This is a genomic window from Zoogloea sp. JDB1 (assembly GCF_056724025.1).
Genome location: NZ_CM161496.1, coordinates 3,653,910 through 3,669,936, shown reverse-complemented (window position 1 = coordinate 3,669,936; position 16,027 = coordinate 3,653,910). Strand labels below are relative to the sequence as shown.

At 60.4% G+C, this 16,027-nt stretch carries 14 protein-coding genes; 9 read left to right on the top strand and 5 right to left on the bottom strand.

The genetic code is table 11. The annotated features are described in order from the left end of the window. Positions 1-3 precede the first annotated feature (3 nt). Both merP and merT read right to left on the bottom strand, forming a co-directional pair. A complete protein-coding gene (gene merP / locus AC1PPK_RS16510; protein ID WP_374486409.1) occupies positions 4-282 on the bottom strand; it encodes a mercury resistance system periplasmic binding protein MerP in 279 nt (92 codons plus the stop codon). Positions 283-294: 12 nt separating this feature from the next. Continuing rightward, positions 295-645 (bottom strand): mercuric ion transporter MerT, encoded by a 351-nt coding sequence (gene merT, locus AC1PPK_RS16505; protein WP_374486410.1) that lies wholly within the window; start codon positions 643-645, stop codon positions 295-297. Positions 646-716: 71 nt separating this feature from the next. Between merT and merR the strand changes: the two genes are divergently transcribed. Beyond that, a complete protein-coding gene (merR, locus tag AC1PPK_RS16500) occupies positions 717-1,124 on the top strand; it encodes an Hg(II)-responsive transcriptional regulator (protein WP_079436218.1) in 408 nt (135 codons plus the stop codon). Positions 1,125-1,263: 139 nt separating this feature from the next. Here the strand turns inward: merR and AC1PPK_RS16495 are convergent, their stop codons facing one another. From AC1PPK_RS16495 to cadR, 3 genes are all read right to left on the bottom strand, one after another. Further along, on the bottom strand, positions 1,264-1,962 hold the full coding sequence (locus tag AC1PPK_RS16495; protein ID WP_079436219.1) for a hypothetical protein: 699 nt from the start codon (positions 1,960-1,962) through the stop codon (positions 1,264-1,266). Positions 1,963-2,004: 42 nt separating this feature from the next. Beyond that, positions 2,005-3,933 carry an FTR1 family protein gene (locus AC1PPK_RS16490; protein WP_481114108.1) on the bottom strand — a complete coding sequence of 643 codons (1,929 nt, stop codon included), beginning with the start codon at positions 3,931-3,933 and terminating at the stop codon, positions 2,005-2,007. Between the two features lie 172 nt (positions 3,934-4,105). Continuing rightward, entirely contained in the window at positions 4,106-4,597 is a 492-nt protein-coding gene (gene cadR, locus AC1PPK_RS16485) for a Cd(II)/Pb(II)-responsive transcriptional regulator (RefSeq protein ID WP_079436221.1), read from the bottom strand. Between the two features lie 114 nt (positions 4,598-4,711). On the opposite strand from cadR, the gene AC1PPK_RS16480 reads away from it, so the two are divergent. The 8 genes from AC1PPK_RS16480 (at position 4,712) to AC1PPK_RS16445 (ending at position 16,020) form a co-directional block, all read left to right on the top strand. After that, positions 4,712-6,970, top strand: coding sequence for a heavy metal translocating P-type ATPase (locus tag AC1PPK_RS16480; protein WP_374486413.1), 2,259 nt, complete (start codon positions 4,712-4,714; stop codon positions 6,968-6,970). 27 nt (positions 6,971-6,997) lie between these two features. Continuing rightward, entirely contained in the window at positions 6,998-7,357 is a 360-nt protein-coding gene (locus AC1PPK_RS16475; RefSeq protein WP_481114107.1) for a DUF2946 family protein, read from the top strand. Positions 7,358-7,492: 135 nt separating this feature from the next. Next, positions 7,493-8,791 carry a TolC family protein gene (locus AC1PPK_RS16470; RefSeq protein ID WP_481114106.1) on the top strand — a complete coding sequence of 433 codons (1,299 nt, stop codon included), beginning with the start codon at positions 7,493-7,495 and terminating at the stop codon, positions 8,789-8,791. An 18-nt stretch (positions 8,792-8,809) separates the two neighbouring features. Next, positions 8,810-10,048 carry an efflux RND transporter periplasmic adaptor subunit gene (locus AC1PPK_RS16465; RefSeq protein WP_374486415.1) on the top strand — a complete coding sequence of 413 codons (1,239 nt, stop codon included), beginning with the start codon at positions 8,810-8,812 and terminating at the stop codon, positions 10,046-10,048. A gap of 17 nt (positions 10,049-10,065) precedes the next feature. After that, the gene (locus AC1PPK_RS16460) at positions 10,066-13,230 is read left to right on the top strand and encodes a CusA/CzcA family heavy metal efflux RND transporter (RefSeq protein ID WP_374486416.1); all 3,165 of its coding nucleotides are present in this window, start codon (positions 10,066-10,068) and stop codon (positions 13,228-13,230) included. 149 nt (positions 13,231-13,379) lie between these two features. Further along, a complete protein-coding gene (locus AC1PPK_RS16455; protein WP_481114105.1) occupies positions 13,380-14,660 on the top strand; it encodes a site-specific integrase in 1,281 nt (426 codons plus the stop codon). A 5-nt stretch (positions 14,661-14,665) separates the two neighbouring features. After that, the gene (locus AC1PPK_RS16450; RefSeq protein ID WP_481114104.1) at positions 14,666-15,331 is read left to right on the top strand and encodes a hypothetical protein; all 666 of its coding nucleotides are present in this window, start codon (positions 14,666-14,668) and stop codon (positions 15,329-15,331) included. Next, positions 15,328-16,020, top strand: a complete 693-nt coding sequence (locus AC1PPK_RS16445; RefSeq protein ID WP_481114103.1) for a PIN domain-containing protein — start codon at positions 15,328-15,330, stop codon at positions 16,018-16,020. Before AC1PPK_RS16450 ends, AC1PPK_RS16445 begins: the two co-directional genes overlap by 4 nt. Positions 16,021-16,027: the final 7 nt, after the last annotated feature.

Below are 16,027 nucleotides of genomic sequence, written 5' to 3'. Positions count from 1 at the left end.
TCCTCACTGCTTGACGGTAGCGGGGTAGCCCGCGTTTGCCATGGTCTTGGTCAAGGCTTCGGCGTTGGTCTTTGCGTCGTCGAAGGTGACGATGGCTATCCGATTTTCGTAGCGCACTTCGGCCTTTTTCACGCCGTCCACCTTGGTAAGTACTTTCTTGACCGTGATTGGGCACGCGGCGCAGGTCATACCGGGCACAGACAGGGTGATGGTTTGGGATGCAGCCCAGGCAGGGGGGCTCAGGGTGGCGGCCAGGGTGATCAGGATTGCGAGTTTTTTCATGACAATATTTTTTCAGTAGAACAGCGGCAGGACATAGGGAAAAACGAGGGCAACCAAAACCAAGGTGGCCACGATCCAGAAGATCGCCCTGTAGGCCTTCGCCACCCGCGGCACGGCACACACCTCACCCGGCGTGCAGGCCTGAACCGGGCGGAAGATGCTGCGCCAGGCGGAAAACAGTGCGATGAGCGCCGCACCGATGAAGAACGGTCGGTACGGTTCCAGCACGGTCAGATTGCCGATCCAGGCACCCGAGAAGCCGAGCGCGACCAGCACGAGCGGGCCGAGGCAGCAGGTCGAGGCGAGGACGGCCGCTACGCCGCCGGTCGCCAGTGCGCCACGGCCGTTCTTGGGTTCCAACATCAGGTTCTCCTTCCGGGATTTCGCTTGATGTTGTAACGTTATTTCCGTAGTCAACTACGGAGTCAAGCGCCATGGAGAACGCTTCGGAGAACCTGACCATCGGGGCCTTCGCCAAAGCAGGCGGGGTCAATGTGGAGACGATCCGCTTCTATCAACGCAAGGGCCTGCTGCCGGAGCCGGAGCGGCCGTATGGACGCATCCGCCGCTATGGGCAGACGGACGTGGCGCGGGTGAAGTTTGTGAAATCAGCCCAGCGCTTGGGGTTCAGCCTGGAGGAAATCAGCCAACTCCTGAGGCTGGAGGACGGCACGCATTGCGGCGAGGCGGCTGAATTGGCTGCTCTACGCCTGGCTGATGTACGTGCCCGCCTAGCAGACCTCAAGCAAATGGAGGTGGCGCTGTCGAAGTTGGTGAGCGAGTGCAACGCGCACCACGGCAATGTCTCCTGCCCACTGATCGCGGCTTTGCACTGCTGCTAGGTCAAAAGCCGTCGCGCACCTTAGCGTACGATTTTTCCGTTTCGTGAGCTGCGTGGGTCAGGTGATCGCGGACTAGAGACTCCACGGCCCCCATGTACGTCATCAAGGACCTCTACACGCGTCAGCTGCGACTGACAGGCTACCCCCTCCCGTGAAACGCCTCCAAGTAGGTTGACCATACGCCGTTGAGGAGTTGCCGGTAGCGATGTATGTCGCCCGGACGAACGAAAAGGTCCTGCCCGAAGAGCGGCGTCCCGATGTCCGGTTTATGGACAATGACCGTCGGGTCATCGAGCGCATCCTGCTCCCAATCAGCCAGAAAAAGATGGGGCGCAGCCGCATAGAGTTCTTGAGCCGACGTGCCATCTCCGTGTTTGACGGTATTGGCCAGCAGACGGAGTTCATCCAGGCCAGAACGCTGGTCCATGCTCAGGACCGGATCCGGGAGCGTCTTGTCCCACGCTTTGAGCACATCGGGCCCGAACTTGAGCGGCTTTTGGTGTAGGACTCGAACGTGGAACGCCCGGACTTGCTGCTCAAACAGGTGGTAGAGACTGACCGCGAACATGTTCTGAAGCCCCTGGCGCAAATCGAGAACGATGTCGAAATGCGCTAACGACGCTTCGAAAGCAGCCTCATGAGCCATTTGCGGATCGAGCCAGTTGCCATCGTTGGCACACTCACGGCTCGCTCGGTACGCCTCCTGTTGAAGCGCCTCGACTTCCGCGTGTACGGAGTCAAAGGTCGGCAGGAGGCGCACCGTCAAGGTCTCGACAAGTCGGTCAATCTGATTGCGGTACAGCTGTCGGTAATGTTCCAGTTCCCAGTGAGTCAGCATCGCCGTCCTGTCCTCGCCAAAGGCCGGGGGACAACGACGTTATCACGATTGCGTGGCGGCCCGTTGCGACCTCAGATTGTAGGCGACGCTTGCCACAATAATGAGCAGGATCAGGACCTGTGCGGTAACGGTCTGGATCGACGGGTAAACACCCAGCACATCAATGCGCGGTATGGAGAGGGGCGTGATCTGCAGGACGCCGACCTTTTGCAGTGCGGCCACACCTTTGCCCATCAGAACGACGGCGAGCGCCCCGACCAGGGCTGAACTGAAGGCAAAGAACTGGCTGATCGGCAGACGTGCCGCGGAACGCAGGAGTACCGCTGCGACCGCCGCCAGGATGACGATGCCGGAGGCGAGGCCGGCCAGCAGATAGACGCCATTGTCCTGGGTCCAGAGCGCTGCATAGAAGAGGACTGTTTCGAAGACTTCACGATAGACGGTGACGAAGGACAACACGAACAGCATCAGCGCCGATTTCTTGCTCAGCGCGGACGACAGCTTTTCCTTCACATAGGTCTGCCAACGACCCGCAAGACTCTTCTGGTGCATCCACATGCCCACCGCCAGGAGTACAACGGCGGCAAACACGGCGGAAACCCCCTCCGTCATCTCGCGGCTGGCGCCGCTCACATCCACGACATAGGTCGCCACTAGCCAGGTCAGGCCCCCGGCGGTGAGCGCTGTCATCCATCCCGCATGCACGTAGGGCAGCACATCGGTGCGATCCGCTTTTTTCAGGAATGCCATCATTGCGACGACCACCAGCAAGGCTTCCAGGCCTTCCCGCAGCAGGATGGTCAATGCGCCAAGGAAGGTCGAGAGGGCGTCTTTGGTGCCCCCCAAGGCCTCCTGCGCTTCATCGAGCTGGGCTTGCAGTTGCTGGGCAATGTCGTGGGCACGCTCGACCTGCCCGGCAGTCAGTGCATTGCGGTAGAGCCCCATCGTCTTTTCGATGTCGTGGAAAAGCGCTTGATTCTTGGCGGCCAGCGCCGGCTCGACGGGCTCGAAGCCATCCAGATAGGCCGACAATGCCAGCTGCGAGGCCAAGCGTTCGTTTCCGTTGTCCAGCGCGACAACGCTCTCCCTCAGCTTGTCTTTCGCGATCTGTATGCTGCCCGTGTTTGACGTTGCGAGTAACTGGGGCGTGCTCCGTAGGTAGGCGGTGAGCTGGCGAGCGGCATCGGCGCCGACGGTCTTGGCGAGCGCTGCCTCGGAATGCTGGCTCAGCGTCGCCAGGGTCGGCACGGCCTCACGGAGGGCAGGTTGCGCGGCCCACAATTTGGCCCCTGCCTGCTGATCGGCCTCGGAGTACGACAGCGTCGAGGCGAAGTAGGCCAGTGCCCAGCGGTCTTCGTCCGAGAGCTGTACGAATCCCGGCATGGACGTTCCCGCCACACCTCGCGTGATGATCTGCTGAAGCGCAAACACACTGCGCTCCCGGGCGCGTTCGTGGTCGGCCAGCGCGATGGGAGGTGGGTTCAGCTTGGCAGCGAGTGGGCCGTCCGCATGCCCCGAGACGCCGTGGCACGACGCGCATTGGCTCTGATAGAGCGTGGCGCCCCGTTGTAGATCGGGCAACTTGCCGGGGGCCATCGAGACCGGATAGGCCGCGATGAGTCCGCCTGCCAATTTGCGTGCCTGTTCTCCCACAGATGCGGCCGAAGCCTTTTGTGCGATGAGCGCACGTAGCGCCGCTGCATCGCTCGCCAGGGTCGGAGCGGCCGGCACCGCTGGCAATTCGGCCAACTGTCGTTCTGCGGCCTGTGCGAACTCCTGCATCTCGGCATATTCGGCTTCGTTGGCGACCTGTCCCTCATTAACGGAACGGCCATAGTCGACGGCAAGGTAATCCAGCAGCTGCCAGATCTGCTTGGTCTTGTCTTGCGTCGCTTGAGGCGCAACTTGGGCGATCGAGACCGTCGCAACCAAAGAAAACAGAACGATTGAAAGGAGACGCAGGGCTTGCATGAGGGGTCTTACCGTTGAATGTCTTTTTTTGATTCTGCGTCCAAATGAGAATGCGTGCAATTCCTTTTCTCATGCGCGATCCTTCCCAACGCGAATCGCGTCGCTTCACGACGCCTCACGCCTGAGACGCGGCAGATGATGGCCCTGGGGTTGCGCAAGGCACCTTCAACCATCACGCGCCGCCTCCCTGTCTTGGGGGCACATGCTGTCGCCCACCGGCATGCGTGGCGGCGAGATGGCTCTCCGATGCGGCGGGCGTGGTGAGCTCTGCCCCTCCATGGGATAGCTCGTTCAAGATCCCGCACTCGGCCGCTTGTCGGCCTTCCTGGCAACACTCGCGCAACGTCTGAAGCTGCTTTTCCAACTGCTGCAACTCCCGTATCCGCTCGGCAACGTGGCCGATATGGGCATCGAGCAACGCGTTGACGTCTTCGCAACTCTCCGACGGAGTGTCCCTGAAACGCAGGAGCACCCGGATTTCGTCCTGCGTCATGTCAAGGGAGCGACATCGCCGAATGAAGGCGAGGCGTTCGAGATGAACGGCATCGTAGATCCGATAGTTGCCTTCCGTCCGCGCAGCACGCGGGAGCAACCCTTCGCGCTCGTAGTAACGAATGGTGTCCACCGGCGTACCTGTCTGCTGGGCGAGCTGACCGATTTTCATTGCAAGGCCTGAAGCCCGGCGTGGGCTCAAAAGTGAATCGAGGAAGGTCATCACCTTACCCGCTTGACTCTGGAGTTACTACAGGGTTTTCAATGGCGGCAACCGGAGATCACCATGAAACCCCTGCCCATCAGCCTGCGATCCGAGACGCAGCCCTCATCCTGCGGGTGTAGCGGCACGTGTCACGCCCCTGAGGCGCCTTCCACGAATACGCCTCCACAAGCCGACAGTACAGAAGGCGGTTTGCTGCTCCGCATTCCGGCAATGGACTGTCCCACTGAAGAGAGCGAGATCCGCCGGGCGGTCGAGCCTATCGGCGCGATCAGCGGGCTTCGCTTTGATTTATCGGCCCGCACCCTGCGCATCGATGCGCCCGATGATGCGCTGCCGAGCATCATCGACGCCATCCGCAAGGCAGGCTTTGCTTCATCTCCGGTCGAGCCGGATGCGCCGGCGGGCATAGGGCACGGTGGCGTTTTCCGCGGCACCGCGTTTCTCGCGACGGCACTCGCTCTGGCGTTGAGTGCAGAACTCCTGGCCTATGTAATGCCCAACGACCTTATGGCCGAGATTGCCGGGATGGGCTTGGCCGCCATGGCGATCGCGATGGCGGGGTTTTCAACCTATCGCAAGGGACTGGCTGCCCTGTCCCAGGGCCGTCTGAACATCAATGCCTTGATGTCGGTTGCGGTGACCGGTGCCTTTGCCATTGGGCAATGGCCCGAGGCAGCCATGGTGATGGCCCTGTATGCCATTGCAGAACTGATCGAAGCCAGGTCGGTCGATCGGGCACGGAATGCGATCAAGGGCCTGCTCGCGCTTACGCCCGAAACCGCCGAGGCAAAGCAGCCCGATGGCAGCTGGCGTGCGCAGGACTCCCGCGATGTCGCGCTCGCTACCGTCATCAGGGTCAAGCCCGGGGTCCGTATCCCTCTGGATGGCGTCGTGACGGCGGGGAACAGCGCGGTCAATCAGGCACCCATCACCGGTGAGAGCCTGCCTGTGGACAAGACCGTCGGCGACCCCGTCTTTGCGGGCACGATCAACGAATCGGGGCTATTGGAATTCAAGGTGACGGCGCGCTCCAGCGATACCACGCTGGCCCGGATCATCCATGCGGTTGAAACGGCGCAAGGCAGCAAGGCGCCCATGCAGCGCTTTGTCGATCGTTTCGCGACAGTCTACACGCCGGCCGTCTTCGTGATCGCACTGGCCGTGGCGCTGCTCACTCCATGGCTATTGGGATGGAGCTGGACTCAATCCTTTTACAAGGCCTTGGTTCTCCTTGTGATCGCTTGCCCCTGCGCCTTGGTGATTGCAACCCCCGTCACGGTCGTGAGCGGACTCGCCGCTGCAGCGCGCCGGGGGATCTTGATCAAAGGCGGCGTCTTCCTTGAAGAAGCGCGCAAGCTCAAAGTCATCGCCCTCGACAAGACAGGGACGATCACCGAAGGCAAACCGAAACTGGTTGCCACCGAAATCGTGGACCCGACCGTGCCCGAAAAACTGATTTTGGAGTGGGCCGGTAGCCTGGCCGCCCACTCCGATCATCCCGTCTCGAAAGCTATTTCAAGCGCACTGGCGCCAAGCTCAAACACGACCGACCATTTCACAGCGTTGCCAGGGCGCGGTGTCCAAGGGCGTATCGATGACCAAGACCTGATTCTCGGCAACCACCGTTTGATCGAAGAGCGGAAGCTGTGCAATCCCGCTGTCGAGGCCCGACTCTTTGCGCACGAGGCGCAAGGTCGCACGATGACACTCCTGGCCAACGAACGGGGGGTGCTGGCGATGTTTGCCGTCGCCGACACGATCAAACCCCACGCCCAGGAGGCCATCTCGGCTTTGCACGCCTTGGGCGTGAAGTCGATCATGCTGTCCGGCGACAACCAGGCGACGGCCAAAGCGGTCGCCATGCAGGCCGGTGTGGACGACGCACGCGGCAACCTGTTGCCTGATGACAAACTCAATGCCATTGAGGCTTTGCAGAAAGAACGTGGCCCCACGGCGATGACCGGTGACGGGATCAACGATGCGCCGGCCTTGGCGCGCGCCGATATCGGTATAGCGATGGGGGCTGCTGGCACGGACACCGCATTGGAAGCTGCCGACGTCGTGATCATGAACGATGATCTGCGCCGGATTCCTGAAGCCATTTGGCTCTCGCGCACGACACACCGGGTGCTCTGGCAGAACATCGTTCTGGCGCTGGGAATCAAGACGGCTTTTTTTGTCCTGGCCTTGCTGGGCAGCGCGACCATGTGGATGGCGGTGTTCGCCGATATGGGGGCGAGCCTGCTTGTCGTCGGCAACGGGCTGCGACTACTGCGCCTTCAGCATCCCGCCGATAAACTCACCAAGGCTCATCTTTGAGTTGGAGCGTCTTCCGGTATACTTCTGATGATGCGTTTTTGGGTTGCCGTCCTTCTGGCTGTATTCATGCCGCTCCAGCTTAGCTGGTCAGCGGTAGGCGCCTATTGCCAGCATGAGGCAGGCAAAAAAGCCCACCATTTCGGACATCATAGTCACGAGCACAAAGCATCGAAGGCGGAGGCCTCCAAGCCATCTGATTCTGGCGAAGGTGTCTCCATCGACGGAGACTGTGGGCTGTGCCACTACAGCGCTCTCAAAATTCTCGGGCAGGACACACTCTGCCTGCCTCGGTGTCCGGTGCCCTCTACACCGGAATCAACGCCAGCCTTCTTTCGCACCCACATTCCCCCAGGCCCCGAACGGCCCAACTGGATCGCTGCGCTCTGATTCGGCGCAGCGACCTGCTTTAGTTTCCACTTAGGTTCCACTTAGAGCCCGCCGTCAGGCTGCGCTCGCGCCGGATCTCATCTGTTTCGTCGTCCTGTCGGTTTCTGCCGACGACTGCACAACAAGGAGATTTCAATGCGCACCCCCGTGCCATTCAGAACCGCTTTTCCGCTGCTCGCGGTCCTTTTTGCGACCGCATTCGGTGCCCATGCTCAGGCTCAGGCGCCGGCATCGCTTTCCTCCCAGACTGTCGTCCTCAATCAACTTCCCATCGAAGCCGGTGGTCCGCTGACGCTTGCCGTAGCGCTCGATCTGGCCCTTCGGGCCAACCCTGACATCACCGTAGCCCTTCGCGAACGCGAAGCCAGCGAAGGCGCTGAGATCCAGGGACGCGCACGGCCCAATCCATCCATCGAGTATCTTGTGGAGGACACCCGCGCCACGACGCGCACCACAACCGTACAGCTCAACCAGCCCATTGAGCTCGCAGGCAAGCGGAGCGCCCGGATTGCGATCGCCGAGCGCGGCCGCGACCTCGCTGACATCGAACTGGCCACTCGCCGTGCCGAGATCCGTGCCTTGGTCATCAGCACTTTCTTTGACGTACTTTCGGCACAAGAGCGAACCCGGCTCGCAAAAGAGACCGTCACCCTCGCGGAGCGAGCCACAGCTGCGGTTTCCAAGCGTGTCATCGCCGGAAAAGTCTCTCCCGTCGAGGAGACCAAGGCGCGTGTCGCGGAAGCCGGGGTCCGGGTCGAACTGGCTCAGGCTCAAGGTGAGCTGCGGGTTGCCCGTCAGCGGCTGACAGGGCTCTGGGGCAATCCGATCCCGCGATTCGAACGTGCAGAAGGTGACGTTGACACGCTTCCGCCAATACCGTCTTCCAACACGGTCGAGCAGCGTATCGAGGCATCACCCGTCCTAAAGCGGGCCTCAGTCGAGATCACGCGGCGCACCTCTGTCACGGCGCTGGAGCGTGCCCGGCGCATTCCTGACCCAACAATCAGCGTCGGGGTAAAACGTGCCGAGGAGCTTGGTCGAGATCAACTCCTCGTGGGCGTGTCCATCCCAATTCCCGTCTTCGACAGCAACCGCGGCAACCTCCTCGAAGCCCTCAAGCGGGAAGACAAGGCGCGGGACGAACATACCGCCCTGCGGGTCCGGCTTACCGGTGATGTCCTGCAGGCCCGTGAGCGGCTGAGCAACAGCCGACTTGAGCTCGAATCCCTACAACGCGACGTGCTGCCCGGGGCGCAACTGGCCTACGAGAACGCAGCGAAGGGTTTTGAGCTGGGCAAATTCAGCTTTCTCGATGTCCTCGATGCCCAGCGGACGCTATTCCAGGCACGTAACCAATACCTGCGCGCCGTAACCGACACCCATCGGGCCTCGGCCGAAATCGATCGCCTTCTGGCTGATCGTATCTCTGAATAACGCAAGGAGGATTCCAAGATGAATCTGAAGAACATGACGACCCGGATCAGCCGAAAGCACCTGATCGCCGTAGCCCTGATCATCGCCTTTGGCGGAGTAGCAGGAGGGTTCATTCTGCACAGCGGACAGGCAGCCAAGGCAGACGGCACCCACGCCAACGATGCTGCACATGATGACGCGGAACACCATAACAAGCCCGCGACGGAGATTCCACCGGACCGAGAGGAAGGCAAGGTCGAGCTCAGCGACGAGCAGATCAAGACCGCAGGAATTGAGATCGACAAAGCCGGCCCAGCCCGGATTCGATCATCTCTGCAACTCCCCGGGGAAATTCGCTTCAATGAGGATCGCACAGCGCACGTCGTTCCGCGTGTTGCCGGGGTCGTGCAGAGTGTGTCGGCCAATCTGGGACAGATCGTCAAGAAAGGGCAAGTGCTGGCCGTACTGGCAAGCCCGGCGCTTTCTGAACAACGTAGCGAGTTGATGGCGGCTCAGAAGCGGTTGAGCTTTGCCAGAACAGCCTATGAGCGGGAGCAGAAGCTGTGGGAGCAAAAAATCTCCGCCGAGCAGGACTACCTGCAGGCACAACAGGTGTTGCGTGAGGCCGAAATTGCCGTTGCCAACGTGCAGCAGAAGCTCACCGCCATCGGTGCCAGTGTGGATGCGGATGGCGGCCTCAACCGCTATGTGCTGCGTGCTCCCTTTGATGGAATGGTCGTTGAAAAGCACATAGCCCTGGGTGAGGCGGTCAAGGAGGACGGCCAAGTGTTCACGGTCTCCGATCTGACCACTGTCTGGGCGGAAATCAGTGTGCCGGCCAAGGATCTGGCCCGGGTCAGGGTTGGAGAAAAGGTCTCCATCAAGGCTTCGTCCTTCGACTCTACGGCGACCGGCACCGTGGCCTATGTGGGCGCGCTCATCGGTGAGCAAACCCGTACGGCACGGGCTCGGGTGCTCCTCTCGAATCCCCAGGGAAGCTGGCGTCCTGGCCTCTTCGTCAACGTGGAAGTGATCTCGAACGAAACCAAAGTGCCGGTCGCCGTGCTTTCGGAAGCGATCCAAAGCATGGACGGAAAGAGCGTTATGTTCGTCCGAGTCGATGATGGTTTTGTGACGCAGCCCGTCAAGATCGGGCGTAGCGATGGAGCACGCACCGAAATCCTGTCCGGACTCAAGACAGGCACCCCCTATGCCACTGCCGGCAGCTTCGTGCTCAAGGCGGAAATCGGCAAAGGCTCGGCTGAACACGAGCACTGAGGGAAAGGTGAACGATCATGTTTGAACGCATCATTCGCTTTTCCATTGAACAGCGCTGGCTCATCCTTCTGGCGGTTTTCGGGATGGCTGCGCTGGGGGTCTTCAGTTACCAGAAGCTTCCCATCGACGCCGTGCCCGACATCACCAATGTCCAGGTCCAGATCAATACCCTGGCCCCGGGCTACTCCCCGCTTGAAACGGAGCAGCGGGTGACCTACCCCATCGAAACGGTGATGGCCGGTCTGCCCAACCTGGTCCAGACACGCTCCTTGTCTCGCTACGGTCTGTCCCAGGTGACGGTGATCTTCAAGGATGGGACCGACATCTACTTCGCACGACAACTGGTGAACGAACGGATCCAAGGCGCGCGGGACAAGCTGCCCGCCGGCATATCGCCAGCCCTGGGGCCGATATCGACCGGGCTCGGCGAAATCTACCTATGGACGGTGGAAGCAAAGGAAGACGCCAGGAAACCGGATGGCAGCCCCTACACCCCCATCGACCTGCGGGAGATACAGGATTGGATCATCAAGCCACAACTGCGCAATGTGCCGGGCGTGACGGAAATCAATTCCATTGGCGGCTATGCCAAGGAATATCAGGTCGCTCCCTTGCCGGAACGCCTGGCGGCCTACGGCATGACGCTCCAAGAGATCGTCACCGCGCTGGAACGTAACAATGGCAATGTCGGGGCCGGCTACATCGAAAAACGAGGGGAGCAATACCTGGTTCGCGCGCCCGGGCAGGTGAAGACCGAAGAGGACATTCGCAACGTCATCATCGGCACCGCGCAGGGTCTCCCGATCCGCATCCGTGACGTGGCCGAGGTAGGCATTGGCCGGGAGCTTCGCACTGGGGCTGCCACCGATAATGGTCGTGAGGTGGTGCTCGGCACCGTCTTCATGCTGATCGGCCAGAATAGCCGCACAGTTTCCCAGGCCGTGGTCAAGAAAATGGAGGAGATCAACCGCAACCTGCCTGCCGGGGTGGAGGCAGTCACCGTCTATGACCGCACCACGCTGGTGGACAAGGCGATTGCCACGGTGAAAAAGAACCTCCTGGAAGGCGCCATTCTCGTCATCGCCATCCTGTTCCTGTTCCTCGGCAACATCCGGGCCGCACTTATCACCGCCTGCATCATCCCTCTGGCGATGCTGTTTACGTTCTCAGGCATGGTGGCCAACAAGGTGAGTGCCAACCTGATGAGTCTCGGCGCGCTCGATTTTGGCATCATCATCGACGGTGCCGTGGTGATCGTCGAGAACTGTGTCCGCCGGCTATCCCATGCGCGGGCATCCCTGGGCCGTCCCCTGAACCGGACGGAGCGCTTCCACGAGGTTTTCAAAGCCTCGCGCGAGTCGCGTCGAGCATTGCTTTTTGGGCAACTGATCATCATGGTGGTCTACCTGCCGATCTTTGCCCTGACCGGCGTCGAGGGCAAGATGTTCCATCCGATGGCCTTTACCGTCGTCATTGCACTCCTGGGCGCGATGATCCTGTCGGTGACCTTCATCCCAGCCGCGGTGGCTCTCTTCATCGGTGACAAGGTGTCCGAGAAGGAGAACCGCCTGATGCACTTGGCCAAGGAGGCCTACGCACCTGCACTCCAGTGGGCCATGAGCGCCAAGCCCGTCGTGCTCACGTTTGCCCTCGTGACAGTGATGCTCAGTGGTCTGATCGCCATGCGGATGGGCAGCGAGTTCATTCCGAATCTCAATGAAGGTGATTTCGCCATCCAGGCCCTGCGCATCCCGGGTACCAGCCTGACGCAGTCGGTAGCCATGCAGCGGCAGCTGGAGAGCCGACTGAAAGAGAAATTCCCAGAGGTCGAGCGTGTCTTTGCACGGACGGGGACGGCCGAAATCGCTTCGGACCCGATGCCGCCTAACATCTCGGATGGCTACATCATGCTCAAGCCCGAGAAGGACTGGCCCGAGCCCAGGCGAGCGCGTGACACCTTGCTGGAAGCCATTCAGGCCGAAGTGGCCACCTTGCCTGGAAACAATTATGAGTTCTCTCAACCCATCCAGCTTCGTTTTAACGAGTTGATCTCCGGTGTCCGAAGTGATGTGGCCATCAAGATCTTTGGCGACGACATGGACGTTCTGAATGGAACGGCCACGGAGATTGCCGCCATGCTGGAAAAAATCAATGGAGCCTCCGAAGTGAAGGTGGAGCAAACCACGGGCTTGCCAGTGTTGACCGTTCAAATCGACAGGGACAAGAGTTCCCGCTACGGGCTGAATGTCGGGGATGTGCAGGATGCTGTGGCGACTGCGGTCGGTGGTCGTGAAGCCGGGACCGTCTTCGAAGGCGATCGTCGTTTTGACATCCAGGTCCGGCTGCCCGACAACCTGAGGAGTGATCTGGAGGCGATCAGGCGGCTCCCGATTCCATTGCCACGCGGCGGTGCCGCAGGAGAGACCCGGGCGAATTTCATTCCACTGGCCGAGATCGCCACCCTGGACCTGGCCCCCGGCCCCAACCAGGTGAGCCGGGAAAACGGCAAACGACGAATCGTGGTGAGTGCCAATGTACGAGGTCGGGATATCGGTTCCTTCGTTGGGGAGGCCGAACGGGGTCTCTCACAAATCAAGGTACCCGCAGGATACTGGACAACGTGGGGAGGCACCTTTGAGAACCTGCAGTCCGCCACGGCACGCCTGCAAGTCGTCGTGCCCGTTGCGCTGCTTCTCGTTTTTGTGTTGCTCTTTGCGATGTTCGGCAACATAAAGGATGGCCTCCTGGTGTTTTCGGGCATCCCGTTCGCACTGACCGGAGGCATCATTGCCCTGTGGCTACGTGACATTCCCCTTTCCATCTCGGCGGCAGTGGGCTTCATTGCCTTGTGCGGCGTTGCGGTACTGAATGGCCTGGTGATGATTGCTTATATCCGCAGCCTGCGCGAGGAAGGCCAGGCGCTTGATCCCGCGATCCGCGAAGGGGCTTTGACCCGTCTGCGCCCCGTTCTCATGACGGCGCTGGTGGCATCCCTGGGTTTTGTGCCGATGGCGATCGCAACAGGGACGGGTGCGGAAGTTCAGCGCCCCCTGGCCACTGTCGTGATTGGTGGCATCCTCTCATCGACCATCCTTACTCTGCTTGTGCTGCCACTGCTATATCGCTTGGCACACGGCTCAGATGAAGACATTGAAGGCGAGGATTCACCTGGGACTAATTGATGTTTCCCTGAGCGCTCATCCACACAAGCCTGCCGGCAGCCCCATTCAACGGCGGCCGACAGGCTTGCGAGTCCGCTCATTCACCCATAGCCTTTTACGGGATTTGGCTTGTTTCCCCTGTGGTGGTTTTGTCATACCCTTGATGCTTCATGAACCGCCTTGACCAATACCTTGAAGCTGCCCAGCGGGAAAACACCCGACTGAGCTACGAGTCGGCCTTGCGACACTTCGAGGTCGAATGGGGAGGCTTCTTGCCGGCCACCACTGACTCAGTTGCCCGCTATCTGGCCGACTACGGCAGCAAGCTTGCGTCCAGCACGCTGCGCCAGCGTTTGGCAGCGCTGGCACGGTGGCATGCCGATCACGGTTTCGTTGATCCGACCAAAGCCCCCCTGATTCGCCAGGTTCTCAAGGGCATCCGTGCGCTCCATCCCAGTCAGGAGAAGCAGGCCAAACCCCTCGAACTTGACCGTCTGCAGCATATTGTCGATTGGCTTAACCGAGGGATTGCCCTTGCTCAAGAATCTGACGATCGACGGGCGCTCCTCCGGTATACCCGCGATCGGGCACTTGTCCTCGTTGGTTTCTGGCGGGGCTTTAGAGCGGACGAACTTTCCAGTCTGCGCATTGAATACATCGAGGTCGTCCCGGGCGAAGGCTTGACCTGCTATCTCCCGCGAAGCAAAGGAGACAGGGAATTTGCGGGACGGCGCTTCCAATGTCCGGCCTTGTCGAGACTCTGTCCCGTGACCGCATATTCGACATGGATCGCAACCGCGGGACTCGTCGAAGGTGAGGTTTTTCGGAAGATTGGGCGATGGGGAAGCCTCGCGCCGACGGGACTGCATCCGGGAAGCCTGATCCCGCTGCTGCGGGAGATCTTTGCTGCTGCGGGGATCGAGGAATCGGGAGACTACAGCAGTCACTCACTGCGCCGAGGCTTTGCAGGGTGGGCCCGGGCCAGCGGTTGGGACGTGAAGGACTTGATGGCCTATGTCGGCTGGAAGGACATCAAGTCGGCCATGCGTTACATCGATGCAGTGGATTCCGGGCTGCAGGCGCGATTCGAGAAGGGGTTGATCTTGCGGGAGGTGCCTGCTGAAGATAAAACCGCGCCGGCGGAGTCACGCCTTGCGTCCGAGACTGCCACTGTCCGCGTAAAACTCACGCTGATCCGTCTGAGCGAGTCTGTGCGCGGCATGAACCGGGCCCGCCAAGCCATTGAACAGCACTGCTTCGAACCCTTGAACATGCGCCGTCTCAACGCGGAGGGCTCCGAGTACGAACTGGCGATTCCCCTTGTATCCAGAGAGGCACTTGACGAAACGATCTATGAGTTGATCGACACGATGTATCAGCTTGCGGATGACAATCACTGCGGACTCGAAACGAGTTTTCACGAACCTGCGACCAACACCACCTGGGATTGATTCACATGGATAACGATTTGGGCTCCTTCCTCGTTTTTCGGGAACTGACGGTTCGCGGCCTTTCTCCGGCCCTTGAGCGCTTGGGAGATGTGATCCAAGAGCACTTGCCCGCGCACTGGCTACGCGACAAGGCCAAGGAGCAGGAAAATACCCGCATGTTCGGCGATAGATCGCTGCTTGTTTTCGAGAGGGATGGTTCTGGAGGGCTACCCGCTTCCGGGGTCGCCATGCTGACTGACGGCGAGAAGGCGGAGGTCGTCAACATCGTCCCGCTCGAAAAAAGTCAGTTGTCCGTCCAGGAGTACAACGCAGTCCTGGTTGAACTGACCACGAGCGCGATACAACCTACTGCTGTGGCATTGGGGCTCAAATGCGAACTCACCGACGACTTGAAGCCCTTTACGGCATGGGTCAGCCCCGCGGCAGGGGACGCCTTGCGGCGCTTCAGCATTCTGGCCAACCATGGAACAGGCTCGGCCCACACGCTGGACAGGGAGCGCTGGTTTGCTTTTCTTCTGCGCTGCCATCAAGACCGATGCGAACTGGACACGGACATGCTGCAGCGATGGCTGATGGAGCAAGGCGGCTGGACCTTCGAGCGTGCAAGTGATCTGGCCATCGAATATGAGTTCGGACGAGGCCTGTTGAAATTTGCCGAGCAGAACGCATGAGCACCGGCGATGAGGACGTTCGTCAGCCGTGGGTCTTCATTCTCGATACCTGTGTCCTGCTGGATATCGTTCGATCGCCAGTCCGACGCGAATTCTCCCCGGAGAGCGCACGAGCACTCGTCGATGTCTCCAGCAGGGTACGCGCTCAAGCTCAGGAATTCCGTATCGTCATCCCTTCGCTGGTTCGCGAAGAGTTCGAACTGAACCTACCAAAGGTCCAGGATGACGCGGTTCAAGAGCTTTCCCGGACGCTGTCGAATCTCTCCCATGCACACCAGACACTGGACATTCTGTTAGCCCGAACGCCGAGCCCTTTGACTCATGACGCGGCCCAATGGATCGCGGATTGCGTAAGCTTTGCGCGAGACCTGATCAATGCCGCCCAAGAGCTCCCGACCTCCGACGAAGATGTCCGACGTGCGGGCATGCGCTCCTTAAAAGGCGTTGCGCCTGCGAAGCGGGGCAAATCCAGCTTGCCGGATTGTGTGATCACCGAATTCGCACTGCGTATCGCCCGGGAAAACCTCCAGAACTCCGGCGCGTCCTCAGTCCTTTTCATCAGTTCCAACGATGCTGACTACTGTGACGGCCGACGCCTCACTGCATCGCTACAGACTGAATTCGATGCTGCAGGCCTGGATTTCTGCAGAAACTGGGCGGAGTCTCGCGGAAGCATCATGCGCAGGTAGGTGAAGA

Bases quoted from the DNA above. Each gene is read 5' to 3' on its own strand.
- merP (WP_374486409.1), bottom strand. From the start codon at position 282: ATGAAAAAACTCGCAATCCTGATCACCCTGGCCGCCACCCTGAGCCCC.
- merT (WP_374486410.1), bottom strand. From the start codon at position 645: ATGTTGGAACCCAAGAACGGCCGTGGCGCACTGGCGACCGGCGGCGTA.
- merR (WP_079436218.1), top strand. From the start codon at position 717: ATGGAGAACGCTTCGGAGAACCTGACCATCGGGGCCTTCGCCAAAGCA.
- AC1PPK_RS16495 (WP_079436219.1), bottom strand. From the start codon at position 1,962: ATGCTGACTCACTGGGAACTGGAACATTACCGACAGCTGTACCGCAAT.
- AC1PPK_RS16490 (WP_481114108.1), bottom strand. From the start codon at position 3,933: ATGCAAGCCCTGCGTCTCCTTTCAATCGTTCTGTTTTCTTTGGTTGCG.
- cadR (WP_079436221.1), bottom strand. From the start codon at position 4,597: ATGAAAATCGGTCAGCTCGCCCAGCAGACAGGTACGCCGGTGGACACC.
- AC1PPK_RS16480 (WP_374486413.1), top strand. From the start codon at position 4,712: ATGAAACCCCTGCCCATCAGCCTGCGATCCGAGACGCAGCCCTCATCC.
- AC1PPK_RS16475 (WP_481114107.1), top strand. From the start codon at position 6,998: ATGATGCGTTTTTGGGTTGCCGTCCTTCTGGCTGTATTCATGCCGCTC.
- AC1PPK_RS16470 (WP_481114106.1), top strand. From the start codon at position 7,493: ATGCGCACCCCCGTGCCATTCAGAACCGCTTTTCCGCTGCTCGCGGTC.
- AC1PPK_RS16465 (WP_374486415.1), top strand. From the start codon at position 8,810: ATGAATCTGAAGAACATGACGACCCGGATCAGCCGAAAGCACCTGATC.
- AC1PPK_RS16460 (WP_374486416.1), top strand. From the start codon at position 10,066: ATGTTTGAACGCATCATTCGCTTTTCCATTGAACAGCGCTGGCTCATC.
- AC1PPK_RS16455 (WP_481114105.1), top strand. From the start codon at position 13,380: ATGAACCGCCTTGACCAATACCTTGAAGCTGCCCAGCGGGAAAACACC.
- AC1PPK_RS16450 (WP_481114104.1), top strand. From the start codon at position 14,666: ATGGATAACGATTTGGGCTCCTTCCTCGTTTTTCGGGAACTGACGGTT.
- AC1PPK_RS16445 (WP_481114103.1), top strand. From the start codon at position 15,328: ATGAGCACCGGCGATGAGGACGTTCGTCAGCCGTGGGTCTTCATTCTC.